Origin of the sequence: Roseivirga seohaensis (assembly GCF_001592945.1) — a bacterium.
Classification (GTDB): Bacteria; Bacteroidota; Bacteroidia; order Cytophagales; family Cyclobacteriaceae; genus Roseivirga; species Roseivirga seohaensis.
The window spans coordinates 213,521-239,617 of record NZ_LRPB01000048.1 but is presented as its reverse complement, the minus strand read 5'-3'; the positions used below and the strand labels follow the sequence as shown (position 1 = coordinate 239,617).

At 38.5% G+C, this 26,097-nt stretch carries 27 protein-coding genes; 12 read left to right on the top strand and 15 right to left on the bottom strand.

What is annotated here, in order from left to right:
* The first annotated feature begins 61 nt into the window (after positions 1-61).
* Positions 62-649 (top strand): methyltransferase domain-containing protein, encoded by a 588-nt coding sequence (locus AWW67_RS15625; protein ID WP_062302874.1) that lies wholly within the window; start codon positions 62-64, stop codon positions 647-649.
* Here the strand turns inward: AWW67_RS15625 and AWW67_RS15620 are convergent.
* Entirely contained in the window at positions 646-1,377 is a 732-nt protein-coding gene (locus tag AWW67_RS15620) for an O-methyltransferase (protein ID WP_062302872.1), read from the bottom strand. The two genes, AWW67_RS15625 and AWW67_RS15620, sit on opposite strands and share 4 nt — an antisense overlap.
* 47 nt (positions 1,378-1,424) lie before the next feature.
* Positions 1,425-1,811 (bottom strand): Co2+/Mg2+ efflux facilitator ApaG/CorD, encoded by a 387-nt coding sequence (apaG, locus tag AWW67_RS15615; protein ID WP_062303179.1) that lies wholly within the window; start codon positions 1,809-1,811, stop codon positions 1,425-1,427.
* Between the two features lie 75 nt (positions 1,812-1,886).
* On the opposite strand from apaG, the gene ung reads away from it, so the two are divergent.
* A complete protein-coding gene (gene ung, locus AWW67_RS15610; protein WP_062302871.1) occupies positions 1,887-2,549 on the top strand; it encodes a uracil-DNA glycosylase in 663 nt (220 codons plus the stop codon).
* 114 nt (positions 2,550-2,663) lie between these two features.
* Here the strand turns inward: ung and AWW67_RS15605 are convergent, their stop codons facing one another.
* Positions 2,664-3,848 (bottom strand): DUF4934 domain-containing protein, encoded by a 1,185-nt coding sequence (locus AWW67_RS15605; protein WP_062302869.1) that lies wholly within the window; start codon positions 3,846-3,848, stop codon positions 2,664-2,666.
* Positions 3,849-4,015: 167 nt separating this feature from the next.
* Here AWW67_RS15605 and AWW67_RS15600 point away from each other — a divergent pair, with 167 nt between their 5' ends.
* Positions 4,016-5,329: a hypothetical protein gene (locus AWW67_RS15600; protein ID WP_062302868.1), complete on the top strand. Its 1,314-nt coding sequence runs from the start codon at positions 4,016-4,018 to the stop codon at positions 5,327-5,329.
* A 62-nt stretch (positions 5,330-5,391) separates the two neighbouring features.
* Here AWW67_RS15600 and dapB read toward each other — a convergent pair whose 3' ends face one another.
* The 7 genes from dapB to pyrG all read right to left on the bottom strand — a co-directional run bounded on the left by dapB (position 5,392) and on the right by pyrG (position 12,792).
* Positions 5,392-6,108 carry a 4-hydroxy-tetrahydrodipicolinate reductase gene (gene dapB, locus AWW67_RS15595; protein WP_062302866.1) on the bottom strand — a complete coding sequence of 239 codons (717 nt, stop codon included), beginning with the start codon at positions 6,106-6,108 and terminating at the stop codon, positions 5,392-5,394.
* The gene (locus tag AWW67_RS15590; protein WP_062302865.1) at positions 6,105-6,686 is read right to left on the bottom strand and encodes a DUF5683 domain-containing protein; all 582 of its coding nucleotides are present in this window, start codon (positions 6,684-6,686) and stop codon (positions 6,105-6,107) included. Before AWW67_RS15590 ends, dapB begins: the two co-directional genes overlap by 4 nt.
* Entirely contained in the window at positions 6,686-7,591 is a 906-nt protein-coding gene (locus AWW67_RS15585) for a ParB/RepB/Spo0J family partition protein (protein ID WP_053223253.1), read from the bottom strand. Before AWW67_RS15585 ends, AWW67_RS15590 begins: the two co-directional genes overlap by 1 nt.
* 80 nt (positions 7,592-7,671) lie before the next feature.
* Positions 7,672-8,436 (bottom strand): ParA family protein, encoded by a 765-nt coding sequence (locus AWW67_RS15580; protein ID WP_053223254.1) that lies wholly within the window; start codon positions 8,434-8,436, stop codon positions 7,672-7,674.
* An 8-nt stretch (positions 8,437-8,444) separates the two neighbouring features.
* The gene (locus tag AWW67_RS15575) at positions 8,445-9,125 is read right to left on the bottom strand and encodes a metal-dependent hydrolase (protein ID WP_062302864.1); all 681 of its coding nucleotides are present in this window, start codon (positions 9,123-9,125) and stop codon (positions 8,445-8,447) included.
* Between the two features lie 207 nt (positions 9,126-9,332).
* Positions 9,333-11,159, bottom strand: a complete 1,827-nt coding sequence (yidC, locus tag AWW67_RS15570; RefSeq protein WP_062302862.1) for a membrane protein insertase YidC — start codon at positions 11,157-11,159, stop codon at positions 9,333-9,335.
* A gap of 19 nt (positions 11,160-11,178) precedes the next feature.
* Positions 11,179-12,792, bottom strand: a complete 1,614-nt coding sequence (pyrG, locus tag AWW67_RS15565; RefSeq protein ID WP_053223257.1) for a CTP synthase — start codon at positions 12,790-12,792, stop codon at positions 11,179-11,181.
* Between the two features lie 279 nt (positions 12,793-13,071).
* Between pyrG and AWW67_RS15560 the strand changes: the two genes are divergently transcribed.
* A complete protein-coding gene (locus AWW67_RS15560) occupies positions 13,072-14,490 on the top strand; it encodes a CCA tRNA nucleotidyltransferase (RefSeq protein WP_062302861.1) in 1,419 nt (472 codons plus the stop codon).
* Between the two features lie 21 nt (positions 14,491-14,511).
* Positions 14,512-15,201, top strand: a complete 690-nt coding sequence (locus AWW67_RS15555) for a tetratricopeptide repeat protein (protein WP_053223259.1) — start codon at positions 14,512-14,514, stop codon at positions 15,199-15,201.
* Between the two features lie 60 nt (positions 15,202-15,261).
* Here the strand turns inward: AWW67_RS15555 and AWW67_RS15550 are convergent, their stop codons facing one another.
* Positions 15,262-15,762 (bottom strand): metallophosphoesterase family protein, encoded by a 501-nt coding sequence (locus tag AWW67_RS15550; RefSeq protein WP_053223260.1) that lies wholly within the window; start codon positions 15,760-15,762, stop codon positions 15,262-15,264.
* Positions 15,763-15,959: 197 nt separating this feature from the next.
* Here AWW67_RS15550 and AWW67_RS15545 point away from each other — a divergent pair, with 197 nt between their 5' ends.
* The 3 genes from AWW67_RS15545 (at position 15,960) to AWW67_RS15535 (ending at position 19,321) form a co-directional block, all read left to right on the top strand.
* Positions 15,960-17,369: an OmpA family protein gene (locus AWW67_RS15545; protein ID WP_062302859.1), complete on the top strand. Its 1,410-nt coding sequence runs from the start codon at positions 15,960-15,962 to the stop codon at positions 17,367-17,369.
* Between the two features lie 233 nt (positions 17,370-17,602).
* Positions 17,603-17,905, top strand: a complete 303-nt coding sequence (locus AWW67_RS15540; protein ID WP_053223262.1) for an ArsR/SmtB family transcription factor — start codon at positions 17,603-17,605, stop codon at positions 17,903-17,905.
* 57 nt (positions 17,906-17,962) lie between these two features.
* Positions 17,963-19,321: an NAD-dependent succinate-semialdehyde dehydrogenase gene (locus tag AWW67_RS15535; RefSeq protein ID WP_311316226.1), complete on the top strand. Its 1,359-nt coding sequence runs from the start codon at positions 17,963-17,965 to the stop codon at positions 19,319-19,321.
* A gap of 87 nt (positions 19,322-19,408) precedes the next feature.
* Here the strand turns inward: AWW67_RS15535 and AWW67_RS15530 are convergent, their stop codons facing one another.
* The 4 genes from AWW67_RS15530 to AWW67_RS15515 all read right to left on the bottom strand — a co-directional run bounded on the left by AWW67_RS15530 (position 19,409) and on the right by AWW67_RS15515 (position 22,820).
* A complete protein-coding gene (locus tag AWW67_RS15530; protein ID WP_082794078.1) occupies positions 19,409-19,777 on the bottom strand; it encodes a VOC family protein in 369 nt (122 codons plus the stop codon).
* A gap of 165 nt (positions 19,778-19,942) precedes the next feature.
* A complete protein-coding gene (locus AWW67_RS15525) occupies positions 19,943-20,761 on the bottom strand; it encodes an AraC family transcriptional regulator (RefSeq protein ID WP_062302855.1) in 819 nt (272 codons plus the stop codon).
* 124 nt (positions 20,762-20,885) lie between these two features.
* Positions 20,886-21,848: an endonuclease/exonuclease/phosphatase family protein gene (locus AWW67_RS15520; protein ID WP_082794077.1), complete on the bottom strand. Its 963-nt coding sequence runs from the start codon at positions 21,846-21,848 to the stop codon at positions 20,886-20,888.
* 207 nt (positions 21,849-22,055) lie between these two features.
* Positions 22,056-22,820, bottom strand: a complete 765-nt coding sequence (locus AWW67_RS15515) for a YdcF family protein (RefSeq protein ID WP_071387156.1) — start codon at positions 22,818-22,820, stop codon at positions 22,056-22,058.
* A 145-nt stretch (positions 22,821-22,965) separates the two neighbouring features.
* Between AWW67_RS15515 and AWW67_RS15510 the strand changes: the two genes are divergently transcribed.
* From AWW67_RS15510 to AWW67_RS15495, 4 genes are all read left to right on the top strand, one after another.
* On the top strand, positions 22,966-23,478 hold the full coding sequence (locus AWW67_RS15510) for a GFO_1088 family ECF-type sigma factor (protein WP_062302851.1): 513 nt from the start codon (positions 22,966-22,968) through the stop codon (positions 23,476-23,478).
* On the top strand, positions 23,465-24,241 hold the full coding sequence (locus tag AWW67_RS15505; protein WP_062302850.1) for a PG0215 family putative anti-sigma factor: 777 nt from the start codon (positions 23,465-23,467) through the stop codon (positions 24,239-24,241). Before AWW67_RS15510 ends, AWW67_RS15505 begins: the two co-directional genes overlap by 14 nt.
* A gap of 81 nt (positions 24,242-24,322) precedes the next feature.
* Positions 24,323-25,096 (top strand): DUF4097 family beta strand repeat-containing protein, encoded by a 774-nt coding sequence (locus AWW67_RS15500; protein WP_062302849.1) that lies wholly within the window; start codon positions 24,323-24,325, stop codon positions 25,094-25,096.
* Between the two features lie 253 nt (positions 25,097-25,349).
* On the top strand, positions 25,350-26,090 hold the full coding sequence (locus AWW67_RS15495) for a hypothetical protein (RefSeq protein WP_141655479.1): 741 nt from the start codon (positions 25,350-25,352) through the stop codon (positions 26,088-26,090).
* The last annotated feature ends 7 nt before the right edge of the window (positions 26,091-26,097 follow it).

The following is a 26,097-nucleotide window of genomic DNA, read 5'->3' as shown; positions in this document are numbered from 1 at the left end:
AAATATTGGGCGAATTACTTAAATCTTTTTTAAATATGCCAACCCATTAAAAACGACTGGCATGATTGAATCTTTAAATGAGAATTACTGGACACAAAGGTATGAGAATAATCAGGTGGGCTGGGATATAGGCCATGTTTCTACACCTATTAAAGATTATATTGATCAGCTAAGTAATAAGGATATTAGGATTCTAATTCCCGGGGCGGGAAATGCCTATGAAGCAGAATACTTATGGAGTCAAGGGTTTAAAAATGTTTGGGTGATTGACCTTTCTAAAACTCCTTTGCAGAATCTTCAATCTAGAATTCCTGATTTCCCTGCTTCGCAATTAATTCATGGTAACTTTTTTGACCATCACTCGCAATATGATTTGATTATTGAACAGACATTTTTTTGTGCGCTCAACCCCATTATGCGAACGGATTATGTGGCTAAAATGCATGAACTTTTGGTGAATGGTGGTAAGCTGGTAGGCCTCATGTTTAAGATTCCACTCAACACAACGCATCCTCCTTTTGGTGGAAATGAAGAAGAATACAAATCTATTTTCTCGCCTTATTTCAAGATTGAAATTATGGAAGAAGCACATAATTCCATTCCACCCAGAAGCGGCAATGAGCTTTTCGTGAAGATGGTCAAAGCTTAAAATTCCAGAATATAATTTTCTTTCATTAAATCAGGTTGAAGAAAGATAATTCCTGCTTCAAATAGGTCGATGGAAAGAGAGACTTTAGGATGCTTTTTAAGGACTTTCCAAGCATCATTCATTTCTTTAGACCAATGAATGTCGTCTAAAATAATCACGCCTGATGTTGTCATTTTAGGCAAGAGTAATTCGAAATAACGAAGAGTAGGCTCATATCGGTGGTTGGCATCTATGTAAGCCAAATCAATTTGAGGGGTGTTTTCAATCCATTGAGGTAAAGTGTTGTCAATATTCCCTTCGATCAATTGGTAATTGGTGCAGTTTAGCTCACTTAAGTTTTGCTTGGCCAAATTGGCGATGGATGCACTTCCCTCAAAAGTAAAAAGTTGAACATCCTTTTTTGCAGAAGCCATATAGGCTGAATTCAAACCTAATGAAGTACCCAATTCCACAATGTTTTGATAATCGAAATGTGTGATAATTCGATTGAGCAATCTTGAAAATTGGGCGGGAGTAGAGGCATGTTTAGCGATCTGACTTACTCTACGCGTATTGGAATTACTGACCCGAGAACCCGCGCCCAAATCTTCTATTAAAATCTCTTCATCGTTTTGAAGCAGGCTTTTTCTTAAGGTTTCGATGGGCTCAAAGCCTATTTTATTGTCTTTTTTAACAACTTTGGTATAGAATGAATAAAGAAATGGCGAGTGCAACGAATGTTCGTTCATGGCTAAAAGCCAGTACTTTATATAAGCCAGAATTTGGTACAAGGGGATTAATTAAGGAGATAGGGAACGATCATGGTGAACTCAGGAATGATGACTTCAAACTGTTTTCCGTCCATCACCCTTTCCATCAAATAGATGCCACGCATTTTGCCAATACCGCTTCTCAGGTTGCAACCCGATACATATTGATGTTTTTCGCCCGGTTCTAAAACAGGTTGTTGGCCTACAACGCCTTCACCTTCAACCTCGCGCATTTCGTTATTAGTATCGAAAATTTGCCAATGTCTGCGGTGTAGCTTAATTGTGTTTTCACCATCGTTTTCAATCGTAATGCGGTAGGTAAACACAAAGTGGTTTTGTGCCGGACTGGAATATTCCGGTTGGTAGTGGGTTTCCACACTTACTTTTACACCTTCTGTTATTGCTGTTACAATCATTTATGGCTTTCGCTTCAGAGTTTTAAAGATATAGATTACTTTTAAAATTACTAATGAGAAAACGAAAATTCGATGAATGTTAAGATTGAGGAGAGCTGGAGAGAAGTTTTAAAAGAGGAGTTTGAGAAGGAGTATTTCAAAAGTTTGACGGATTTCGTGAAAGAGGAATATAAAACTCAAACCATTTTTCCGGCAGGGAATAACATTTTCAGGGCTTTCGATCAATGTGCTTTTGACGATGTAAAAGTGGTGATTCTGGGACAAGACCCATACCACGGCCCAGGGCAAGCCAACGGACTGTGCTTTTCAGTAAAAGAAGGAATGCCTTTTCCGCCTTCTTTGGTCAATATTTTCAAGGAAATTAAAGACGACCTAGGCAAGGATATTCCTCCACACGGCTCTCTCGATCGCTGGGCGCAACAAGGCGTTTTATTACTCAACGCAACATTAACTGTTCGAGCGCATCAAGCAGGTTCACACCAAAATAAAGGCTGGGAAGAGTTTACTGATGCGGTCATTCATCAACTAGCCTCCCAAAAACGAGGGGTTGTTTATTTGCTTTGGGGTAGCTATGCGCAGAAGAAAGCCTCCTTTGTGGATGGTAATTCAAACTTAATTCTTAAAGCGCCACATCCTTCACCATTATCTTCTTACAGAGGTTTTTTTGGCTGCAAGCATTTTAGCAAAGCGAATGCTTATTTGGAGGGGAAAGGTGGTAATGGAATTGAGTGGTGATGACTGAACCCTTGGAGGGTTTTAAACCCTCCAAGGGTTGCTGTCGAATCCAGAATAGCACATAGTTCTTCTGTTGACAGCATTATTCCTTCTTGAATTCTTATGAGCAAATTCTTAATTCAACTTCGCAATCATCACGACCGGATTATCTTCTCGGTCAATATTTTGTAGACTTTGTATGTGTTTGGGCAGTGACCCAATTTTATCGGGATTGTCCCGAAACCAGTTGTATATGACTTCTGCTGCCACATGGCTCACTAGTTCATTATGGTCGTTGATATACTGTGGAGAGAAAGGTATAAACCCATTTAAATCATCTTGAAAGCTAGATGTTTGCGTATACCTCTCATAGGCCAAGTGTGTTTTATTCTCTTTAATGTCGTGGTAGGCACTATATGTTTTTCCTTGATAGTTGAGGCTAAAAAACACGTAATTATCATTTAAATCAATATTATTCACCGAATACATGTTGAGGTAATCATCGTCCTCCATGATTTCTTTCTTTTCATAAGGTGGAGAGTGTTCCCCCATGTTAAATATAACAGCCGGTAAAAGCTCATTCTTTGTCACCTGAAAAACGGTATCGTTAAAGGCTTCTTTAAAAAAGACATCATTTTTACTAGTGAAAAACAGGCCTTCGCTTAAGCGGAGGGAAAATGAGTTAGTTCGATTTGGCTCACATTGTTGGTGATTAGGAAAGCTTTTTATTACATCTCCCTTCTTATTAAAAATAACTATTAGCTCTGTGACAGTACAACTCATGTTCTTGATATAGCCAGCAAAATAACCGTCCTCTATTTCGAAGGCATTTTCAACTTCTGAGGGAGCCGAAGCTATAGTTTTAATTTCTCCTTTTGAATTTAAAGTTTTGATTCGGTTACCAGTTCTAACATAGATTTCATTAGACGTTGTTGGGTGCATAGAAGGAAGGGTATATTGATAAGCCTCTGGATCATTACCATAGTGGCTTAATTCTTTGATGAACTTGCCTGTTTTTCTATCAAATTGAAGTATTTGCCTGAAAGCAACAGTATAAATGTAATCCTCCAATACGTAAGTTCTCGCATTTTCCGCCACTAGACCCTCGTCTGCCATTTCCAACCTAACGTACTCAATTTCGGAACTAAATTGACTCAGATATTGTGAAGTACCTTCTTTAAGTGCTTTTTCGACATCAATAACTACCGCACCTGAATTTAGTTGATTCCCAGCATTAATTGAGTCTTTTTTTTGACTACAACTACTGGAGAATAGAGCAATGCAAGCTAATGGTAGGAAGAATACTTTTTTATAATTCATGATGATTCGGATTATATAGGTTATTTTGAAAGACCAATTCTTAAAACTACTAAATTAATAGTTGTATTAAATGTAAGTTAGTTTAACTACTAAAGCAAACGTTACAGATTCGAGTAAAGAAGGGCTTGTACTTTAAAAATATATATTCTTTACACTACTTAATCTCTATGAAGATTAAATACACCAAGTGTTTATTCTTGTTGAGAGCAGTATTCGCTCTGACAGTTTTTTCTAATGTAAGTAGCTGCTCAAATGATGGGAGAAAAGAAAGTAGTCAGGCGAGTGGAGAGGTAAACTTAATCCCCAAAGATTCAATTAAGATTGATGTTTTGAGTCCAATAAAAATTTATGATTATGATTCTGAGAATAACCTCTTTTTGCTAGGAGATGTGGCTGATGCTATGAGTATTCTGCGCCCGCCTGGGGCTGCTGAGTCAGGAAATATAATAGGTTTTATCATTTTAGATAAAGAGGGTGAAGTTTTAGGACAGTTCAACAATACTGGTGAGGGTCCTATCAATCATGGTATAGGCTCAATGAGTAATCTTTTTCTTGACAACAATAGAATAGGGGTGTTTACACGGAGAGGGTTCTTTGTTTATGACTTTGATGGGAGCTTGGTAGGGAATAGCAAGGTATTGAATACTCGATCGCTCACTGTTGGATCTTATATTAGAATGAGTGGTTTTAAAAATGGCAATCTAGCCTTAGGGTATTCTGAATGGACAAAGGAAGTTTATGAAAATCGAGATAATCCATATCCCTTTATCACTTCCTTTAAGATTTTTGACCTTAATGGTTTGTTAGAGTCGGATGATAGCATTGATGAGCATACAATACATACCTATGGGTTTCCAGATGAAATGGCAGATGAGACTATTTCAGCCCAATCTATTCCAAGAATGACTTTAAATAGAAGGACAGGAGTATTGAATGTGTTATTTAGCCAATTCCAAAAGCTACATCAATATTCAATAGCAGATGGTAGTCTCTTGAATGTCATTGATTTGAAGCCAGTTTATTTTAGTAGTGGTAATGAATCCGCTATTCCTACGGACAGTCCTGGATATTTGGAATGGAGACAAGGTGGTGGAAGCCTAATTAATTCAACTTATCATGATATGGTACAGCTTGGTGACTATACTTTGATAAGGTATAGCAGTGTAATCTCCAATACTCAGGCGGGTCAGTTAGTGGAGTCGGGAGGAATTTCAGAGAGTGAATACTGGGAAACAGTACGAAAATCAACTTACAAATTTTATTACCTGTTGATCAAGGATGGCAACGTGGTAAAACAAGACTTTGAATTGGTAGCATTGTCTCCTCAGCCGGGGGAAGAATACTTTAGAAGTGCTACAGACTTGAGAGGGCAGCTCATTGGAGGGAGCGACTTGAATTCTCTGTACGTTTTATACAACAACGATTACGCTCAGGAAAGAGATTATAAACTGATTGTGAGGTATGAACTGAAATTGGATTAGTCGATTTTCTGACTTAACCCTTGGAGGGTTTTAAACCCTCCAAGGGTTCGTTTGATAAACGCTTAAAACTTCAAGAAATCCTCCATGGTTTTTATGCCTTTTTGGTTGGGAAGCCATTCTGCTACCAAAAGGGCACCCATGGCAAAACCTTCTCGGGAATGTGCAGTATGGGTAATTTCTATGGAATCAATCCTTGAATCGTATTGGATGGAATGTGTGCCAGGAGCAGGGTCAACACGCTCAGAAATAATGGATAATTCCTCTGGTTTGTCTGAAGCTTGGTTCACCCATTTGGTTTTGCTCGGCAAATTTTCCATTACACCTTCAGCCAAAGTAATGGCCGTGCCACTTGGGGCATCCAGTTTATAGGTATGGTGAATTTCCTTCATGCTCACTTCATAGTCAGCTTGGCTGTTCATGAGTTTGGCCAAAAACTTATTCAACTTGAAGAAGATGTTTACCCCAATGCTGAAATTTGAAGCTACCAAATAAGTGCCTCCATTGTCATTACAATATTGATCAACCTCTGCTTTGTGACTTGCCCAACCGGTAGTACCTACCACCACAGGTATTTTATGATCAATACACCATTTAATATTATCAGGGGCGGCAGAAGGTTGGCTGAAATCTATGGCTACATCGATATCGTTCGTAGAAAGACTATCTAAATCGTATCTATTGTCTACCGTAATTTTAGCAACAATGCTATGGTTTCTTTCTAAGGCCAGTTTTTCTATCATCTGACCCATTTTTCCGTAACCTAATAAAAGAATTTTCATCTCGATCTTATTGGAATAGTTACCCCCACACCTAGGTAGGTAGTGCCGTTATTAATTACGCCAACTTTGGGTTTAAAATTGGCAAGGTTATCATTTACATTAAAGCCTTTGAGATGGGCGTCAATTGAAGCTTCAATAATGTTTAAGCCATAAATGGCGAGTGTTGTCAGAAACACTAAATCACGGTTCTTACGCCAGTAATCAGCATTTCTTCGGTACACTCTTAATTCATTTTCATTGATTGTCTCACCATTTTTTTGCTTCGCTAACAACTCTTTGACCAAAACAGTGTAGTCTTTTCTTTTCTGATTATTGTAGTCAATAAAGTAAATAGAAGTACCCATGCCCACATAAATGATAGGCGCTTTCCACCAACTGTCATTATAAATCTGGCCTAAACCCGGAAAAATGGCTGATAGGGTAGAAGCTCTTTTTGGGTCATATTCCTTTTTGAGTTCAATATCTGGTGGAACAGTGTCGCCCTCTACCAAACCTTTGTCCATGATTTCGGTAGGATCTTGGGCCATTGCTCCAAAGCCAAGGGCAAAGAATGAAACAAGGAATATGATTTTTTGCATTACAAGTTTATGATCTCCAAAATGCGGTTCAGGTCTTCAGTAGAAACAAATGGTATTTTTATTTCTCCTCTGTACTGTCCGTCTGCTTTTAGGTTTACCCTTGTGCCGAAATGTGAAGATAGCTTTTGCTGAATTTGCTGAACCTCATAGGTTCTGTGCTTACTATCTCCAGTTTTTTCTGGCTTAGGTTTTTCCTCTTTCGGGGTGATCAAATCACGTACCAACTGTTCTACCTTTCTTACAGAAAGTTCTTCTTCTACAGTTTGTTTGTAAATGTGCAATTGCTTGTCTACATCTTCAATATTGATCAAAGCGCGGGCATGGCCCATTGAAATCTTATTGTCGCGCAAACCTGCCTGAATATCTGGTGGAAGTTTAAGCAACCTCAGGTAGTTGTTTACAGTGGTTCTGTTCTTACCAACACGTTCTCCTAATTCTTCTTGTTTGATTTTACATTCAGATAGAAGCCTCTGGTAACTCAAAGCAATTTCAATGGCATTCAGGTTTTCTCTCTGAATGTTCTCGATAATGGCCATTTCCAGCATTTGCTGGTCATCGGCAGTTCTTACATAAGCAGGAATACTCTTGAGCCCAGCAATTTTTGAGGCTTGAAATCTTCGTTCTCCAGAAATCAACTGATATTCCCCTTCACTCAGTTGCCTTACCGTAATGGGCTGAATAATCCCTTGCAGTTTTATTGAATCGGCAAGCTCTTCTAATGCTACTCGATCGAAATGGGTTCTGGGTTGATATGGATTTACCTCAATTTGGTCAAGGTTAATTTCATTCATCGTTCCTACCGATGAGGTTTCTAGATTTTTGTTGCTTTCAGAATTTGAATCTTCCAAAAGCGCACCTAATCCTCTTCCCAATACGCTTTTCTTTTTGGGTGCTTTTGCTGCCATAATAATTTTTTATTAATAGAATGAGTCGGTCTGAATGGCTTCTGGTTTCAGAAATCCATAGACTGAATTCATTGATGAATCTAATTTAAACGATCTCCTATCTCTTTTGCAAGGTTAAGGTAAGCCAAGGCTCCTTTACTTTCTGCATCGTGAACGATTACCGGAAGACCAAAACTAGGAGATTCGCTCAGTTTTACATTTCGAGGAATTATGGTTTCGAAAACCATGTCTTTAAAATGTGTATGAACTTCTTCAACCACTTGGTTGGAGAGCCTTAAACGTACATCGTACATTGTAAGAAGAATGCCTTCAATTGATAGTTTAGCATTTAAACGCTTTTGAATAATGGTAATTGTATTCAAAAGTTTACCTAAACCTTCTAAAGCAAAGTACTCGCACTGCACAGGGATTACAACGGAGTCGGAGGCTGTTAACGCATTAATAGTAATTAAACCCAATGAAGGTGCGCAATCAATCAAGATGAAATCATATTCATCTTTAATTTCGCCCAAAACTTGTTTCATTTTTTCCTCTCGGTTCGAAAGGCTTACCATCTCTATTTCTGCTCCAACTAGGTTGATATGCGAAGGCAATAGGTCTAGAAAGTTAACCTCGGTGGTCATAATACAGTCGCGTATGCCTTCTTTGCCCACCATGCATTCGTAAATACTTTTGGTTACTTCTCTGGGGTTGTGGCCTAAGCCAGAAGTGGTATTGGCCTGTGGATCGGCATCTACCACCAAAGTTTTATATTCTAATACCGCCAAACTTGCGGCAAGGTTCATGGCTGTTGTAGTTTTACCTACTCCTCCTTTTTGGTTTGCTATGGAAATTATCTTACCCATTTTTAAATCTAAAAAGTGATTTGTTGTCCAATTTTTGGTAATGTAAGCTTTATGCCAGCGGCTTCAGCTTTTTCTATCGACTCCTCATGGTCTATTGCTACATAAGGAAAGGTATCGAAATGTACCCCAATTAAGGTATTACATTTCACCATTTTTGCAGCTTTTATAGCATCGGTAACGCTCATTGTAAAATTGTCGCCTACGGGCATAATAGAGAAGTCTAAGTTGAATTCTTCGCCAATAAGTTCCATATCTTTAGTAAGGGCGGTGTCACCCGAATAATAGAAGCAGCCTTCATTATTTGTAATAACAATACCTGCTGGATTTCCGCCATAACTGCCATCGGGCATTGAGCTGGAATGAATTGCATTTACCATTTTCAGCCTTCCAAAATCAAAGTCCCAAGCACCTCCATGATTCATTGGGTGTCCGTTTTCTACTCCTTTAGCTTCAAACCAATTTACTACTTCAAAATTGGAAATTAACTTAGCTTTTGAGTTGAAATAGATAGCCTCAACATCTGCTACATGATCTCCGTGCCCATGGCTTAAAATAATATAATCAGGCTCTAATTCATTGATATCAATGTTCTTGGCCTTTTCATTGGGTGTAATAAAGGGATCAAACAGTAACTTTTTCCCCATTGTTTCTACCATGAAAGAAGAGTGTCCGTAGAAGGTGAATTTCATGTTTTGTAGTCTCTGATTAGGTTCGTCAATAGCCTACAAAGATAGAAGAATCATTGAAAGAATTAAGGGAACTACATCAATAGAAAATGATGAATGTGTGAAGTGTTAATAATTGATTGTGACAGATAGAATTAGGTGTTTTATTAAGTTGAAACAAAAAAAGGAAGACCGTTTGAGTCTTCCTTTTTTTGTGAATATTGGTAAGTCTTATTTTTTAGATCTCTTTTGCTTTTGGGCTTCTTGGCTTGCCTTCATAGCATCTTCTAGTCTTTGCTGGAATTTAGATTTGCCTTTGTTAGCGTTGTTTTTCTTGTTTTCGTGTAGCTTTGCTCTAATCTGATCCTCGTCTACAAAACGTCTGATAATGGCCTGCTGACCAAAAGTGATGATGTTCGAAACGAAGTAGTAGAAGCTTAGTCCTGAAGAATAAGAGTTCAACACAAACATGAAAATGATTGGCATAAAATAACCAATGCTTTTCATTGGGCCTTGTACCGTACTTACTTGGTTGTTTGACCAAGTGTATAGTATAGTAGAAACCGTCATAAGTAAGGTGAAACCACTTACGTGAGAACCATAAAAAGGAATGGTAAACGGTAAGTTGAAAAGCACATCGTAAGTTGAAAGGTCGGTTGCCCATAAGAATGATTCTCCTCTTAACTCAATAGAGTTAGGAAAGAAGAAGAACATGGCGAATAAAATTGGCATTTGAAGCACCATAGGAATACAACCACTGATTGGGTTTACGCCCATTTCGCGATAGAGCTTCATTTGCTCTTGCTGCATTTTTTGCTGATCTCCACCTACTTTTTCTTTCAACTCGTCCAGCTCTGGTTTTAGGGCCTTCATTTTGGCCATCGACAGGTAGGACTTTCTTGTAAGAGGGAATAGCGCCAATTTGATGATCAAAACAATGATCATGATAATGACTCCGTAATTAGAGATGTACTTCTCTAAGAATTGGAACAGAGGAATAATGATGAGTTTGTTCACCCAACTCACCATTTTATAACCTAAGTAAATATTCTCTTTATAACCCGGAGTTACCTTTTTTAGAATTCGGTAATTGTTTGGCCCGAAATAATACTGGTTTTTGCTACCGCTATATAAGTCGGCTACAGGAATGGCCAAACGCATTTCGCCATTTTTAACAATGCTTGTGTCTTGAGCTGGAACGTCTGTACTTACTAATGCCCCAGTAAAACCCTTTTCTGAGATGATACCTGCATTAAAGAATTTCTGATCGAAACTTAACCACTTTATTGGCTCGGTTAATTGCTCTTGTTGTATATCGCTGCTCGATGCTTTTAAGTCATCTAAATCTTCAGCAAGCGAATACCATTTGATGGTTGATTTGATACGAGAATCTGATAAATTCTTCTCGTAACGCTTCATTTGGTGTTGCCAAACAAAGTTCATTTGCTCACCAATGATTGTGCTGTTTAAACCATTAATTTTGATCTCATAGCCAACTACATATGAATCGCCTGCGATTGAATAAATCTGCTCAATTGAATTGCCTGAGCCTAAATCCATAGTGTATTTAAACTGAAGCGAATCGCCTTTTACCAGACTAGTGCCTGTTTGGCTGGCCTTAAAATAGAGGTCGGCTATGTTGATATTTCCTTTAACCGTTTGTAGTGTTAGCGACTGGCTTGTTGATTCTTCATCAATCAGTATCAATGGCCTTCCGTCCCAAGTCTTAAACTCTTTTAATTCAACCGATTTAATAATACCACCTTTAGAGCTAAAAGTGAATTTAGCCACTTCGTTTTCTATGGTTAAATCGGTAGCTTCACCTTGCGCACCAGCTGCAAACGCACCATATTTATCGGTATAATCAGTTTCAATGGTGTCTGTTAAAACATTGCTTGCTTCTGATTGACTAGTTGTTTGTTCAGGGGTAACCGCTGCCTGTTCGATAGGGGTTGGTGTTGCTAAATCTTCCTCGGTAACTGGCGGCTTAAAAACGATTGCATAGGTTATTAATAACGCTGCAATCAGGCCGAGACCGATCATCTGATTTCTATCCATCTTCTCTTTATTCTTATGCTTAGTTTTTCTTATTCTGTATTATAGCATCAATGAAGCTCACAAAAAGTGGGTGAGGGTTCATTACTGTGCTTTTTAATTCTGGATGGAACTGAGAACCAACGAAATAAGGATGGTTATCTAACTCAACAATCTCTACCAATCCTGATTTTGGATTGATGCCTGTTGCTTTTAGTCCAGCTGCTTCCATTTGCTCCAAATACTTATTGTTAAACTCGTATCTGTGTCTGTGCCTTTCCTGAATAGTAGAAGTTTTATAAGCCTGATAGGCTTTAGATGCCTTCTTTAATTTACATTCATAAGAGCCCAAACGCATGGTTCCACCATAGTCGGTAATCTTTTTCTGATCTTCCATCAGGTCAATTACTGGGTGCTTGGTTTCCTTATCCATTTCAGACGAAGCTGCATCTTCGAAACCTAAAACGTTTCTAGCAAACTCTACTACAGCGCACTGCATTCCCAAACAAATGCCAAAGAAAGGGATATTATTCTCCCTTACATAGCGAATAGCTTCAATTTTGCCTTCAATGCCTCTTTCTCCAAAGCCAGGAGCAACCAGTACTCCATGTAAATCACTTAAGGTTCGTTTAACGGACTTTTCTGTAATCGTTTCTGAGGAAATCCAGTGAATGTTCACTTTGCACTCTAAGTGGGCACCAGCGTGGATGAATGCTTCAGCTATAGATTTATAAGCATCAGGCAATTCTACATATTTACCAACTAGACCAATGTTTACTTCGTTGGTTGGGTTTTTAAGTTTGCTCAAGAAAGTTCTCCATTCGTCAATATGCGGAGGCTCTTTGTGAGCAAGCTTTAATTTTGTTAAAACGCGTTCGTCAAGTTTTTCTTTACGCATCATCAACGGCACATCGTAAATGGTTTCCGCATCTAACGCTTCGATTACTGAGTTCAACTGTACGTTACAGAAAAGAGAAAGCTTTCTTCTTATTTCTGAAGGTAATGGTTTTTCTGAACGACAAACCAATATGTCGGGCTGAATACCAGCTTCTAGCAATTGTTTTACCGAGTGCTGTGTTGGTTTGGTTTTTAGTTCTTTGGCAGCGGCTAAATAAGGAATAAGCGTAAGGTGAATTACCAAAAAGTTGCTTTCTCCTAAATCCCATTTTGCCTGTCTAACGGCTTCAATAAATGGAAGTGACTCAATATCACCAACACAACCACCTATTTCTGTAATTACAATATCGTAATCGCCAGTTTCGCCAAGGCGGTAGAAATTTCTTTTGATTTCATCGGTGATATGAGGAATTACCTGAACGGTTTTACCTAAATAATCGCCTCTTCGCTCTTTGGTAATTACGTTGTGGTAAATTCTTCCTGTAGTTACGTTATTCGCTTGAGAGGTACGAACATTTAAAAAACGCTCGTAGTGACCCAAGTCTAAATCGGTTTCTGCGCCATCATCAGTTACATAACATTCGCCATGTTCGTAAGGATTGAGCGTTCCTGGGTCGATATTAATGTACGGATCGAATTTTTGGATAGTGACACGGTATCCCCTTGCCATCAAAAGGTTACCAAGAGATGAGGCGATAATTCCTTTTCCTAAAGAAGAAGTAACACCACCGGTAACAAAAATGTATTTCGTAGAAGCCATAAGTAAGAGTAAATGGAATAACTTATGGGGTACAAAGGTAGTATATTTACTTTGATATGAAGGTAACTTGCAGAAAGATTGCCTCACTCTTTTAAAACTATGAGACTAAATTGTTTAGATGAGTTTTTCTTTATGTTCAACACCTAAACGAGCCTCGAGTCTCTGGTTTTTAACTAATTTTATGATCCATATTAGGTGATTTGATAAACCTTTATTCTACTTTTTGTCCCCTTTTGAATAACTGCTAACTTTGCCCACCTTTTAAAAAAAGGACTACGGATGAACCTTTCAAAACACTTACAACTCGATATTTTTAAACTTGTAGGCGCTGTTGCCGATAAAATGGGTGTTGAAACCTATGTAGTAGGGGGCTATGTTCGCGATATTCTTTTAGAGCGACCTTCAAAAGATATTGACTTTGTATGTGTAGGTTCTGGAGTAGAATTAGCTCAGGCTGTTCACAATGAGCTAGGAAGTAACTTGCCTTTTTCAGTTTTTAAATCCTTTGGCACAGCCATGATCAAAAGTGGCGAGCTAGAATTAGAATTTGTAGGAGCACGAAAAGAATCGTATCAACGTGATTCCCGAAAGCCAATTGTGGAAGATGGAACCCTAGAAGATGATCAGAATAGGCGCGACTTTTCAATCAACGCCATGGCCATTTCTCTTAACAAAAAGAGTTATGGAGAGCTGATTGATCCTTTTAACGGTCAAGCCGATTTAGGTTCAAAAACTATTAGAACCCCATTAGCACCAGAAGTCACTTTTTCTGACGATCCGCTCAGAATGATGCGGGCCGTTAGGTTTGCTACTCAGCTTAATTTCGATATTGAAGCCGATACCTTTGAAGCCATTACCAAAATGGCCGATCGAATTGAAATCGTTTCGATGGAAAGGGTGACAGTTGAGTTGAACAAAATCATTTTGGCCAAAAAGCCATCATACGGTTTTAAATTGCTTTTTTATGCCAAACTTTTGGATAAAATTTTTCCTGAAATGGTAGCCCTACAAGGCGTTCAAACCATTGAAGATAAATCGCATAAAGATAATTTCTATCACACCCTACAGGTGTTGGATAATATAAGTGAGCATACCGATGATTTATGGTTGCGTTGGGCAGCCATTTTACACGATATAGCTAAACCTGCTACCAAACGCTTCAATAAAAAAACGGGTTGGACTTTTCATGGTCACGAAGATAAAGGGGCTCGAATGGTTCCTGGCATATTCAGAAGAATGAAATTGCCGCTGGGGGCCGAAATGAAAAAGGTTCAGAAATTGGTGAGACTTCATTTACGACCTATTCCATTGGTAAGAGATGAAATTACTGATGCGGCCATAAGAAGACTGTTATTTGAGGCAGGAGAGCATACCGATGATTTAATGATGCTGTGCCGAGCAGATATTACTTCGAAAAACCAAAATAAAGTAAAGCGATTTCTCCAAAACTTCGATTCGGTAGAACAACGAATGCGCGAAGTAGAAGAAAAAGATAAAATTCGTAACTTCCAGCCGGTAATTACTGGAGAAGTGATTATGAACACGTTTAAAGTGGCTCCTGGCCGTTTGGTAGGAGAAATAAAGGAGGCGTTGAAAGAGGCGGTTTTAGAAGGTAAAATTCAAAATGAATATAATCAGGCTTATAATCTAATGTTGGAATTAGGTAGGGAGAGAGGCCTTGAAGTTGTTAAAAGTTGAAATAATCTGAATTAGTATACAATGAGAAAAATGAAGTATTGGATGATCGCGGCCATTATGATGGTTTCTGTAGCGTCATTCGGCCAAGATAGTACCTACCTATCGAACGAATATGCCAAAGCAATGGCGGTTTATAACCAAGCACAATTATATAATGATATTGAAGTCCAAAAGGCGGCATTGTATGATATGTTGGTACTAGACCCAGGCGATAGCTCAGTTATGAGAACCCTATCGGAGTACTATTACAATAACCGAAGATATACTTCGAGTGCTTTGGTAGCTATGGATTTGCTGAAGAAATATCCTGGTAATTTAATAGCGATGGAAATTGCAGCGCTAAGTTATGAACAGTTAAGAATCTATGATAAAGCCATTGAGTACTACCAAGAAATGTGGCTTAAGCTAGACGATAATAATATCCTTTATCAAATCACCTACCTTCAATATTCTATAAAACGCTACGAGGAAGCCAATACTAATATTGGAATACTTGAGAGTAAACTAAAGGATGATGCAAAAATCACGCTGACAAAACAAGATGGGTCTACACAAGAAGTTGCATTTAAAGCAGCATTGAAGAACCTAAGTGGTTTAATTTCTCTAGACCAAGGAGATAAGGAAGCTGCGAAAACACATTTTAATGCGGCTTTGGCACTTTCTCCTGATTTTGAAGCGGCAAAAATGGGTTTGGCCGAAGCAAATAAATAATAGGTTTAACCAATTTTTACCAAGAGTTTTTAAAGGCATTACCATTCAGGTGATGCCTTTTTACATTCCTCTTTTACCAAGTTCTATTACCTCAAGGTTTTTTAATTTTCCAGCTTCAATGTCAAACCGAAGTAAAGTTCTCATTAGGTGAAAACCATGATTGCCCGCAGCTCCTGGGTTCATGTAAAGCATTTTATTTAAACTACTATCGGGCATTACCTTCAGAATATGAGAATGACCACAAATAAATAGTTGAGGTTTTATTTCTTCAAGCCTCTTTCTAACGCCACTTGCGTATTTTGGAGGTTTGCCCCCAATGTGGATCATATAAACTTTTACACCTTCAGCTTCAAAAATTAATTCTTCAGGAAAAATGGCTTGAATTGTTTTATCATCAATATTGCCGTACACACCTTTTGTAGGTTTAAACGCTTCCAACTGTTCTATTACCTTTACATCACCCACATCGCCTGCATGCCATATTTCATCGCAATCTTTAAAATGATGAAATACGCGTTCATGTAAAAATCCATGTGTGTCGGAAATCAACCCTATTTTCATAAGAGTAAAGGTGCTTATTTTTCCCGAAATGGGATGTTATTTCCCGAAATGAAATACATCCTTCGAAGCGAAAAATAAATATCACCGCCTATAGTGCTCATTTACAGCGTAAAAATGTGTATGCGTAAAAATAAAAGTGAAAAATCATTTATGGTTTAGGTTTTGATAAGTGTACAATCATAACAAAACCAAAAACGATGAAAAAATTATTACTAATTCTAACAATGGCTGTCAGCACTTTTAGCCTATCAGCCCAAACAGAGGACTCACCATGGTGGATGACTCTAGAGCTTACCAATAACAAATTGGATTACAAATGGTACGATGGAATGTTCAGCTTTGGCCAACTAGATAATGCTGGCTTTAGAGTAGGGGTAGAGCGCTACCTAAACCCAAGTTTTGATTTAGAGCTTGGGGCTTCTTATGGAAACATTGTTCATAATGATGTGCTCGATGGGAATGTAGCTGATCTTGACTTACGTTTTGCCTACAAGTTTGACAACGGCTATATTTTTAAGAAAGACTCAAAAGTAGCTCCTTATTTATTTGCTGGCTTTGGAGTAACAAGCTTTTCTAAGATTGAACCAATTTATGAAGAGTTCAATAAAGGAACATATAAAATGATTCCTTTAGGAGCTGGATTAAAATTCAAAGTGGTAGAAAACGCTGAAATTAACATGCGTGCAGCCTATAAAAAGAGCATCGATTATTCTCCAAACTATCTTCAGTATGCCGTTGGTGTTTCTTTCTCTTTAAGTGGAAAGAAAGATTCAGATGGTGATGGTATCTACGATAAAGAAGATATGTGTCCAACAGAAGCTGGTCCATTAGAAAACAAAGGTTGCCCTTGGCCTGATACAGACGGAGACGGAGTGCTAGATAAAGATGATGCTTGCCCAACTGAAGCAGGTACTTTAAACGGATGTCCTGATACTGATGGTGACGGAATTAAAGATTCAGAGGATAAGTGTCCAACAGTAGCTGGTATTGCTAAATTCAATGGATGTCCTGATACTGATGGTGATGGAATCCAAGATTCTGAAGATGCTTGCCCAACAGTTGCTGGTACATTGAATGGATGTCCTGATAGCGATGGTGACGGAGTAAAAGATAGCGAGGATGCTTGTCCAACTGTAGCTGGTACGCTAAACGGTTGCCCAGATAGCGATGGTGATGGTGTAAAAGACAGCGAAGATAATTGTCCTGAAACTGCTGGTTTGGCTTCAAACAATGGTTGCCCAGAAGTTAAAGAAGAAGTGAAGAAAGTACTTGAGCTTGCTGTGAAAGACATTCAGTTCAATTCTGGTAGCGATGTGTTAAAATCATCTGCCAACGGATCTTTAGATCAAGTGGTTCAGTTAATGAAAGCTGAAGACTTTAGCCTAGAGCTAAGTGGTTATACTGATAGCACTGGTGATGCTGCCAAGAATCTTGAGCTTTCTAAAAGAAGAGCTAACGCTGTAAAGCAATACTTAATGAACAAAGGTATTTCAGCTGACAGACTATTTGCCGATGGTTACGGAATTGTAAACCCAGTTGCAGACAACAAAACTGCAGTAGGTAGAGCAAGAAACAGAAGAGTAGAATTGAAAATTATCTTCAGATAGTAAAGTAAATTAAACAATACATATAGAGAGGTCGTTGTGTACAGCGGCCTCTCTTTTTATAAAAGGCGGCTGTTAACTTTAATGCTAGAGTCATTTATTTGTGTTTGTAAATCGTATTTCTGCATTTGTAGTTGCTACTTGTACTTAATTATTTGTCAGGTTTTGCCTGATTAATTTTTGTTTTTCTTTTTTACATGAACATATGTTCATACCTTTGATAAAAACCTATCCAAATGGAAGAGCAGCTTGACAATGAAAGGGTCGAGAAAATTGCCTTCGTACTGAAGACTATTGCGCACCCTATGCGAGTCGGTATCATTGATCTCCTAAGCAGGAATGAAAAGATGTCGGTGAACGATATTACTGCGTACCTTGGTCTAGAACAATCGCTAACTTCACATCATTTGGCCAACCTTAAAATGAAAGGCGTATTAGGAAGTAAGCGTGATGGAAAGAATATTTTCTATTTTTTGAAAATGAAGGAAGCTCCGGAAATCATCAAAATATTAGAAGATGTTAAGGTTAATGTTTTTTAGAACTTACTCTCCAAAATACTGGTTACATTGAAGAACTTAGTTTTTTCAATTATGTCAATGCAATCAGTAAACCCCTCAAATAATCAAATAATACAAGTTTTTGAGCCTCATTCAGAGGATTATGTTCAGGCAGCAATGGAGCGAGCCGATCTTCAGTTTTCTACATGGAAAAATGAGTCGTTCGAATACAGGGCTCAGCTATTTAATAAGCTTGCCAATGTGCTTGAAGAGCGAAAAAACTCTCTTGCTGAAATCATGACCTTAGAAATGGGCAAGCTCACTGCTGAAGGCCTTGCTGAGGTGGAAAAATGTGCATTGGTATGTAGATATTATGCCGATAATGCAGAGAAATTCTTGAAGGATGAGATACTTAAATCCGATCATTCAAAAGCATTTATAAGTTATCATCCGTTAGGAACCATTTTGGCTGTAATGCCCTGGAATTTTCCACTGTGGCAAGTATTTAGGTTTGCCGCACCTACTTTGATGGCTGGTAATGTTGGTTTATTAAAACATGCCTCAAATGTTCAAATGTGTGCTCAAGCTATTGAAGATGTTTTTATAGAAGCCGGTTTTCCAAACGGAGCCTTTCAAAATTTAAGAATTGGCTCTGATAAAGTAGAAGCCATTATTAATGATGATCGCATTAAAGCCGTAACCCTTACCGGAAGCGAAGGAGCAGGAAGTGCTGTGGCGAGTGTAGCAGGATCAAAAATTAAAAAATCAGTTTTAGAGTTGGGCGGCAGCGATCCATTTATAGTACTCGATAATGCTGATATGGACCTTGCCGTTCGTACTGCGGTAAAGGCTAGAATGCGTAATTGCGGTCAGAGTTGTATTGCAGCAAAACGCTTTATTGTAGTAGAAAGAGTGTATGATGAATTTGTAGAAAAGTTTAGCTCATTTTTGCAAGCACTCAAATTAGGAGACCCCAGCGATATTTTGACTTCTTGCGGCCCAATGGCTTCTGAAGACTTGGCCAATGAATTACTTAAACAAGTAAATGAAAGTGTAGAAATGGGTGCTAAAGTGGTTTTGGGCGGTAAACGACCTGAAAGGGAAGGAGCTTATTTTGAGCCTACCATTTTAGCAGATTTAAAACCAGGAATGCCAGCCTATGAAGAAGAGCTTTTCGGACCAGTGGCATCACTGTTTAAAGTGAAAAATGAAGAAGAAGCCATTGCTTTAGCCAATAATAGCAAGTTTGGTTTGGGGGCTTCTATATGGACGCAGGACTTGGTGCGTGGAGAAATGATTGCTAGAAAAATTGAATCCGGAGCCGTGTTTGTAAATCATATGGTTTCTTCTGATCCACGTTTACCTTTTGGCGGTATTAAAACCTCTGGCTATGGACGCGAACTTTCGCACCTCGGTATCCGTGAATTTATGAATACCAAAACTATTGCCATTAATTAAAGATTGATAAACCTGTCTGTTAATTCAGAGGGTTAGGTGAATAAAGAGAGCTGATGAACAATATTGTTCATCAGCTCTTTCTTTTCATCAGTTTAGAGAATGAAGCCCTATGCGATTACCCTCAGTATCGAGGAACATAGCGAAGTGTCCGTTTTCTTCATCGATTAACGTTTTCGGAACAATGATTTCCCCTCCATTACCTTCTACTTTATTTAAAATAAATTGAAGATCATCTCCACCATTGAGGTAAATTATTACACCATCGCTCGAAGGGGTGTATCCTTCGCCTTTTATGAGTACTCCTGAGGCGGCTTGCCCATCACTTGGGAATAACCCCATTTGTGTGCCCTGCATTTCTATTTCAGAGATTTCTATATCTAAAATTGATTGATAAAAATTAACGGCACGTGAAAAATCAGTCGTTGGTATTTCGAAAATTGAGATAAAGCTTTTCATGTTTTTTCTTTTTGGGTCTAGAGTGTTTTTATAAGTACAAGCAGTCAGTATGATTGCGGAAATTACAATTAAACTTAGTGGTGTGTTTTTCATTCTGATTTCTTAAAATTTAGTTTTCAAGATTAAGAAACCTCTAAAAGAACGAATTGTAAAAATGCGACAACTCTAGTTCTCTGAATAAAAAAGAGAAGAAAGTACTAATTGCTTGTCACTCAAATACTCTTTAGGATTGGTGCCAGTAAACTCTTTGAAATCTTTAATGAAATGTGCTTGATCATAATATTCACTAGCATAAGCAATCGCAGTTAGACTATCGGGTTGCTTATTAAGCATCATTTTTAAAGCAGCTTGCAACCTTATTATTTTCCCTAATTGTTTGGGACTAATCCCCACCTGTTTCAAAAAGTTTCTCTCAAGGTTTCTTCTTTGCGATAGTTCACCTTTCAGAATAGAACTAATGGGTATACTTCCGTTTGTTGTATGAAGGCTGTCAATAGTAGATTTTACGATTTTATCAATTGTGGACGTCTCAATCAACTTGCTTAGCAGAAAACTCTCCACAATTTCAATTCTCTCTTTAGTACTTGCAGCATGAATAATTTTTTCTTCTAATTCATTTGCTGATTCTCCAAAAAGCACGGAGAGAGGAGTGTCCTTATTGGCTAGTTCTTTGATGGGTGATTTTACGAAATGGGCAAAACCGTAAGGGTAGAAGCGAACAGCAAATGAGTTGACAAATCCTGTGGGTTGGATAAAATATGACTTCGTAATTTGGCCAACTACCATTGCTCTTGGCTGTAATACCCAGTTTTCATGGTTCTCCAATCTTTTAATGTCTTCACCAAGAATAAAGGCCATTTCAATGCAGCCGTCAGGTACTATTCTTTGCTTTTCGGTTGCCATTTCGGCAGGAACCTCTAGTGTCCAGTAACACTTAACAATGGCTTCTAGGTCGGGGTGAGCTTTATATGTTTGGTAATTCATATAGAGATATTTACTGGAGAGTGGTCAGCCTGTTATTTCATAAAATAAAAAAAGTAATTACAGTCATGTGATGGCTCATCTTGATGAAGGTGCAAATTTAAGGCTAAGGTTAAAGTCGAAAATTTTATGCGGTTCGATTGTCACTCTCCTCTTTTTTTCCTTCTGCAATCAGTTCTTTGGTTTCTTCCTTTTCTTCTTTTTCTAGCTTTTCAACTTCTTCCTTTTGATTGTGATTGGAGGAGTCGATAGAGAAAACACAGCAGATAGGGAAATGGTCTGAGCCAACGTGTTCTAAAACGCTTAATTCTTTCAGAAAAATAGTTGGGCAGTGGAAGACTAGATCCAATGGCGCTCTAAAAAACCAATATTTAGCATGGTAAGAAGCTAAAATTCCTCGCCCCATTCTACCATCGATTAATCCGCTGTTTTTACGGAATAGTTCAGAGATCTTTGACCACGCCACTGTATTAAAATCGCCTATTACAAGTGTTGGCTTGTTGATTTCTTTGGTGCGTTTTGCAATACATAGTAAATCACCATCGCGCTCTTTAGATGTGTCTTCTTCTGTAGGGCTTGGCGGTGGTGGGTGTACACAGAAAAGCATAAAGTCTTCTCCATCTTCGGTTTTAAAATGGGCTTCAATACTCGGTAAATCTTCTGACACGAAGTAATGTGTAGTAACCTTCTGGAAAGGCATTTTAGCATATAAATGCATGCCATAGGTGTTCTCCAGTGTTATTTTTTCTGTATAAGGATAGTCAGCTTCCATTTCTCGCATGGCAAGTTCCCAATCCTTATTGCTTTCTATGGTGAGAAAAATATCTGGTTTTTCTTTTCGAATAAAGTCTTTAAATCTGTCAAACTCTTGATTGAACTGATAAATGTTGGTAGAAATTACTTTTATCTCGGTCAACCCTTCCGTTTCATTCTTGTGGCTTTTATAAAATTTTGTAAAACGAGCTAATAAATAGGAGTGGTAAACAATTAGCCCTATTTGGATTAATGCGACCACCCAAAACACAATGTTCTTTTCCGCAAAAACAAAAAGGCCAACACTCGCTACAACCTGAAGAATGAGCAGCTGCATTTTAATAAATTCAGGCACGCGAAAAACCCAATGCTGGTTTTTAACAAAGGGTAATAAGCTTATTATAATAAGCAGTAGCGATAGAATTATGAAAAAGGTACTCACTCTACAAGTTTAAGCAAAGTTACCGAAAGTAGAAGAATCCATAATGATACTTAGAAAAGTGGATAGTTCGTATTGAAGTCGAACTCAATAACCTTAACTCTCCTAAATATACCCCATCACCTTATAAGTTGCCAAACCCACCCATTCTTTAAAAAGCGTTTCCCAACGCTTAATGGCTTCCGCTTTTGGAATAAAAACATCATCAAAATTAAGGCTAGGTCTGTCGGTATAATAGCCCGCGGGGAATTCATCGAATTCAATGCCTTGTTTGGCCAGGCAGAGAGCCGAACGCTTCATGTGAAAAGCCGAAGTAATCAAAAGGTATTTCTGATTTGGGAAATCTCGCTTTAATATTTTGGCAGATTCCACTGCGTTTTCATAGGTGTTTACGGCATTAGGTTCTACTGTGATTACGGAATCAGGAACGCCCGCCATCACCAAAAAACTCTTGAGTCTTTCTGCAGCTATGCTCATTTCTACTTGTTGGAAACCCAAACCTCCACTGACGATAATGTGCTTGAGTTTTCCTTCTTTATAAAGTTGTAAGGTGTGGGTAATTCTATCGGCACCATAGTCAAAGTAAACCCTGTCTTTTGGACTTTTGCTGCCTTTGGTGACGCCCGAAAAAACGATGCCCACATCATACACACCCACTTCATTCATAGGTGTAGGCTCAGGTTCCCATAAAAGCAATGCCCTATTGCTAATATATTGGTTCGAAAAGAAAATCAATAATACCAAGGGGAGGATAAAAAAGAGCTTTTTCCTTTTTGGATTTTTGGTCAACCTAGAATACACAAGAAAACCAATGACCCAAGTAAGAGGCATTACGAAAAGGGCGAGTATTTTTGAAAGGATAAAGAACACGATGGATTTTTTACGAAATTACACTAACAAAATATGAAATCATTATCGGTTGATTACTAATTAGTTAAATCTTTTGTGTCAGGTTTTTAATATTTATTTTACAATGGGTGTAATGACATACCCTCACCCTCGTCTCTACTATTGAATGGAGTTGCAAACGTTTAAATCACAAGTTCTACCAGTAAAGGATAAGCTCTTTCGGATTGCCCTCAATATGATGCGGTCTGTAGAGGAAGCCGAAGACATTCTACAGGATGTAATGGTAAAACTTTGGGACAAGCGGGCGCAATGGGGCGAGTACAGAAACTTGGAGGCTTTTGCGGTGACAATCACCAAAAACCTTTGTCTGGATCGACTCAAATCCAAAAGAATGAAAGGCCATTTCGATATTCAAGAAATGGAGCTGGATTCTGGAACTGTTTCACCTTACCAGCGCATTGAACTGGATGACAGTGTAAAAACGATGGTAAGAGTGTTTGAACAATTGCCAGACCAACAGCGGCTTTTGATTACCCTTAGGGATGTGGAAGGCTACAGCTATGAAGAAATAGCCGAGCAAACAGGATTGGAAGTGAACAACATTAGAGTGGGCATTTCCAGGGCAAGAAAGAAGGCGAAAGAAGATTACTTAAAAATTGCGAATTATGAACAGCAATAAAGAAATAGAAGCATTAATCGAGAAATATAACAACGGGGAAACTTCTCTTCAGGAAGAAGAGCAACTCCAAAACTTCTTTCGGGGAGAAGGCGTCCCCGACCATTTGAAGGAGGAGCAGGCTTGGTTTGCACAGCTCGATTTAAGAGCCAAAACCGAATGGGAAGGTTTTTCTGAAGATAAGCTTTTTGCTAAGCTAGATGCGCAGGTGAAGGAAGAAGAAACTAAAGTGGTTCCAATGCTTCAACCTAAAACAAAGCAGGTTTGGTTGTATCGAGTAGCGGCTGCCGTGGCTTTAGTATTGGTCGGTTTCTACATGGGCAATGAAATCAGAAATGATGATGTGGCTGGAGTGAAAGAGGAATTGGCGCAGGTAAAAGCCATGATGCTCGAACAAATGACAAGCTCATCGGCCAGCGGAAGGCTGCAAGCAGTGAATTACTCGGTTGAACTTAAAGAAGTAGATCAGGAAATGCTCAACGCTTTGATTAACGTGCTGGAAACCGATGATAACATGAATGTAAGGTTGAAAGCGGTAGAGGGTTTGGCCAAGTTTTATGACGAACCGAGTGCAAAGAAAGCTTTGCTGAAGGCTTTAAAAAAAGAGAAAGAACCGATGATTCAAATTGCTTTGATTGATGTACTAGTGGAAAATAATGAAAAAGCGGCACTGGATGATTTAGAACGCATAGCCGAAGACGGCAACAGTATAAAAGGAGTGAAGGATCAAGCTTATATGGGCATGTTCAAACTCAAAGAAATGTAAAAATATTTAATCGATTGAATTGGTCAGGATTAGCCTTCCTTAAAAGGTAAAACTCAAAATATCTGAAACATAAAAAAATCAATGATGAAAAAGTTAACAAAGAATTTATTAGCGATAGCGCTCTTTTTAGTAGCCTTTACGGTACAAGGCCAAGATTTTAAAGTAGCAGTATCGGGTCAGAAGAAAGTAGTGATTAAAGAAGTAAACCGGGTAAGTGTAGAAGCTTATGATGGCACTGAAATTCAAATTACTTCAAGTAACAAAGACGAACAGCGATCTGAAAGAGCCGCAGGCCTTAAGTCGCTCAGCGCAAGAGGGCAAGATAATACGGGGATTGGTTTGAATGTAAAGTCTGAGGCTGGAGAGATTACGGTAATGCAAGTAGCCAGACGCGCAGACGGAAAATACACCATCAAAGTACCCAAGTCGATGAATGTTAAAATGGAGCATACAGGAAACTGGGAAGGTGGAAAAATGGAAGTATATGGAATTACTGGAGAACTTGAGATTTCTGGTAACTATAATAATATCTATATGGAAAGTATTACTGGTCCAGCTTTAGTGAACACGGTGTATGGTGATGTCGAAGCTAAATTTTCTTCACTCAGCCAAGCAGGCCCAACTTCTCTACTATCTGTATATGGTGATGTAGACGTAACACTTCCGGCCAATGCCAAGGCTAACATTTCAGCAAAAACACCTTTTGGCGAAGCTTATTCAGATTTAAATATTGAGTTCCCTAAAACGGACGGCATGAGAAAAGTAAGCTCAACTGTGGAAGGTACCTTAAATGGCGGAGGCGTAAAACTTGATATTCAAGCCTCTTACCAGAATGTATACCTTCGAAAGAAGTAATTTGAAATGTCCGTAAAACTTAATCTCTAAACTTTACGGACATTTTTTCTAATACCCAGCTACAATAATTAGCTACACATTTTCCTCAAAAGGGAATTCAAGTCTAAGACAATAACTCATTCTTTTCGCTCATTAACCAGCATTCAATTTTGGTTGAAACGGGAGAATTATGTCTTGAAAAAATGAAGAATCAAGCTTCGATTTTGGTTCGATTAGAATCTACAAAAAGGTCAACAACTCAAAATATCACACCATGAAAAAGCCAATATTAATCCTAATGATGCTCATGCTCTTTTCGGTTTGTGCCTTCGCGCAAAAGCAAATCGATCAGACTTTTGATGCCAGTGCTGTCAAAAACATCGACCTCTTTTTCAAGTATCCCGAATTGGTCAAAATTAAAGTGTGGGATAAAAACGAAGTCAATATTAAAGGTCAGGTAGAAATTCACAACGGAGAATTCGATGACGATTTCGAACTCTCTAGCAAGGTCAGTGGAGGGGAGCTCATGATAGAGTCGAACATCAAAAACATCGACAACTATAAAAACTATCAGTTATACACCGATAAAGATGAGGACGGAGAAAATAGGTCTATTACCATCTCGAAAAATGGAACCACTATTTCTACAGGGAAAAGTGGTCGTTATACCAACGGAATCAATATTTCAATTGTATTAGAAGTTACTGTTCCTCGTAGCATGGCCGTTGTGCTCGATGCCCGCTATGGCTTGGTAGAAGTATTGCAAAGTCCGAAACAACTGGATGTGGAAGCACGATATGGCGGAGTGGATGTTCAAATAGATGAGACTGAATCTCTGGATTTAGAAGCCAGCACCCAATGGGGGCAAATCTTCTCTAACCTAGAAACCAAGGTAGAAATTGGTGGAGATGATAGCCTAGGTAAATGGATGAAAGCACACGCATCTATCAAAAGTGGAAGCCAGCGCCTCAAGGTAGAATCTCAGTATGGTCATGTGTATTTGCGTAAAAACTAAATCAAGG

Excerpts from the sequence above, each read along its gene's own strand:
- AWW67_RS15625 (WP_062302874.1), top strand. The coding sequence starts at position 62 with ATGATTGAATCTTTAAATGAGAATTACTGGACACAAAGGTATGAGAAT.
- AWW67_RS15620 (WP_062302872.1), bottom strand. The coding sequence starts at position 1,377 with ATGAACGAACATTCGTTGCACTCGCCATTTCTTTATTCATTCTATACC.
- ung (WP_062302871.1), top strand. The coding sequence starts at position 1,887 with ATGAATGTTAAGATTGAGGAGAGCTGGAGAGAAGTTTTAAAAGAGGAG.
- AWW67_RS15605 (WP_062302869.1), bottom strand. The coding sequence starts at position 3,848 with ATGAATTATAAAAAAGTATTCTTCCTACCATTAGCTTGCATTGCTCTA.
- AWW67_RS15600 (WP_062302868.1), top strand. The coding sequence starts at position 4,016 with ATGAAGATTAAATACACCAAGTGTTTATTCTTGTTGAGAGCAGTATTC.
- dapB (WP_062302866.1), bottom strand. The coding sequence starts at position 6,108 with ATGAAAATTCTTTTATTAGGTTACGGAAAAATGGGTCAGATGATAGAA.
- AWW67_RS15590 (WP_062302865.1), bottom strand. The coding sequence starts at position 6,686 with ATGCAAAAAATCATATTCCTTGTTTCATTCTTTGCCCTTGGCTTTGGA.
- AWW67_RS15585 (WP_053223253.1), bottom strand. The coding sequence starts at position 7,591 with ATGGCAGCAAAAGCACCCAAAAAGAAAAGCGTATTGGGAAGAGGATTA.
- AWW67_RS15580 (WP_053223254.1), bottom strand. The coding sequence starts at position 8,436 with ATGGGTAAGATAATTTCCATAGCAAACCAAAAAGGAGGAGTAGGTAAA.
- AWW67_RS15575 (WP_062302864.1), bottom strand. The coding sequence starts at position 9,125 with ATGAAATTCACCTTCTACGGACACTCTTCTTTCATGGTAGAAACAATG.
- yidC (WP_062302862.1), bottom strand. The coding sequence starts at position 11,159 with ATGGATAGAAATCAGATGATCGGTCTCGGCCTGATTGCAGCGTTATTA.
- pyrG (WP_053223257.1), bottom strand. The coding sequence starts at position 12,792 with ATGGCTTCTACGAAATACATTTTTGTTACCGGTGGTGTTACTTCTTCT.
- AWW67_RS15560 (WP_062302861.1), top strand. The coding sequence starts at position 13,072 with ATGAACCTTTCAAAACACTTACAACTCGATATTTTTAAACTTGTAGGC.
- AWW67_RS15555 (WP_053223259.1), top strand. The coding sequence starts at position 14,512 with ATGAGAAAAATGAAGTATTGGATGATCGCGGCCATTATGATGGTTTCT.
- AWW67_RS15550 (WP_053223260.1), bottom strand. The coding sequence starts at position 15,762 with ATGAAAATAGGGTTGATTTCCGACACACATGGATTTTTACATGAACGC.
- AWW67_RS15545 (WP_062302859.1), top strand. The coding sequence starts at position 15,960 with ATGAAAAAATTATTACTAATTCTAACAATGGCTGTCAGCACTTTTAGC.
- AWW67_RS15540 (WP_053223262.1), top strand. The coding sequence starts at position 17,603 with ATGGAAGAGCAGCTTGACAATGAAAGGGTCGAGAAAATTGCCTTCGTA.
- AWW67_RS15535 (WP_311316226.1), top strand. The coding sequence starts at position 17,963 with ATGCAATCAGTAAACCCCTCAAATAATCAAATAATACAAGTTTTTGAG.
- AWW67_RS15530 (WP_082794078.1), bottom strand. The coding sequence starts at position 19,777 with ATGAAAAGCTTTATCTCAATTTTCGAAATACCAACGACTGATTTTTCA.
- AWW67_RS15525 (WP_062302855.1), bottom strand. The coding sequence starts at position 20,761 with ATGAATTACCAAACATATAAAGCTCACCCCGACCTAGAAGCCATTGTT.
- AWW67_RS15520 (WP_082794077.1), bottom strand. The coding sequence starts at position 21,848 with ATGCAGCTGCTCATTCTTCAGGTTGTAGCGAGTGTTGGCCTTTTTGTT.
- AWW67_RS15510 (WP_062302851.1), top strand. The coding sequence starts at position 22,966 with ATGGAGTTGCAAACGTTTAAATCACAAGTTCTACCAGTAAAGGATAAG.
- AWW67_RS15505 (WP_062302850.1), top strand. The coding sequence starts at position 23,465 with ATGAACAGCAATAAAGAAATAGAAGCATTAATCGAGAAATATAACAAC.
- AWW67_RS15500 (WP_062302849.1), top strand. The coding sequence starts at position 24,323 with ATGATGAAAAAGTTAACAAAGAATTTATTAGCGATAGCGCTCTTTTTA.
- AWW67_RS15495 (WP_141655479.1), top strand. The coding sequence starts at position 25,350 with ATGAAAAAGCCAATATTAATCCTAATGATGCTCATGCTCTTTTCGGTT.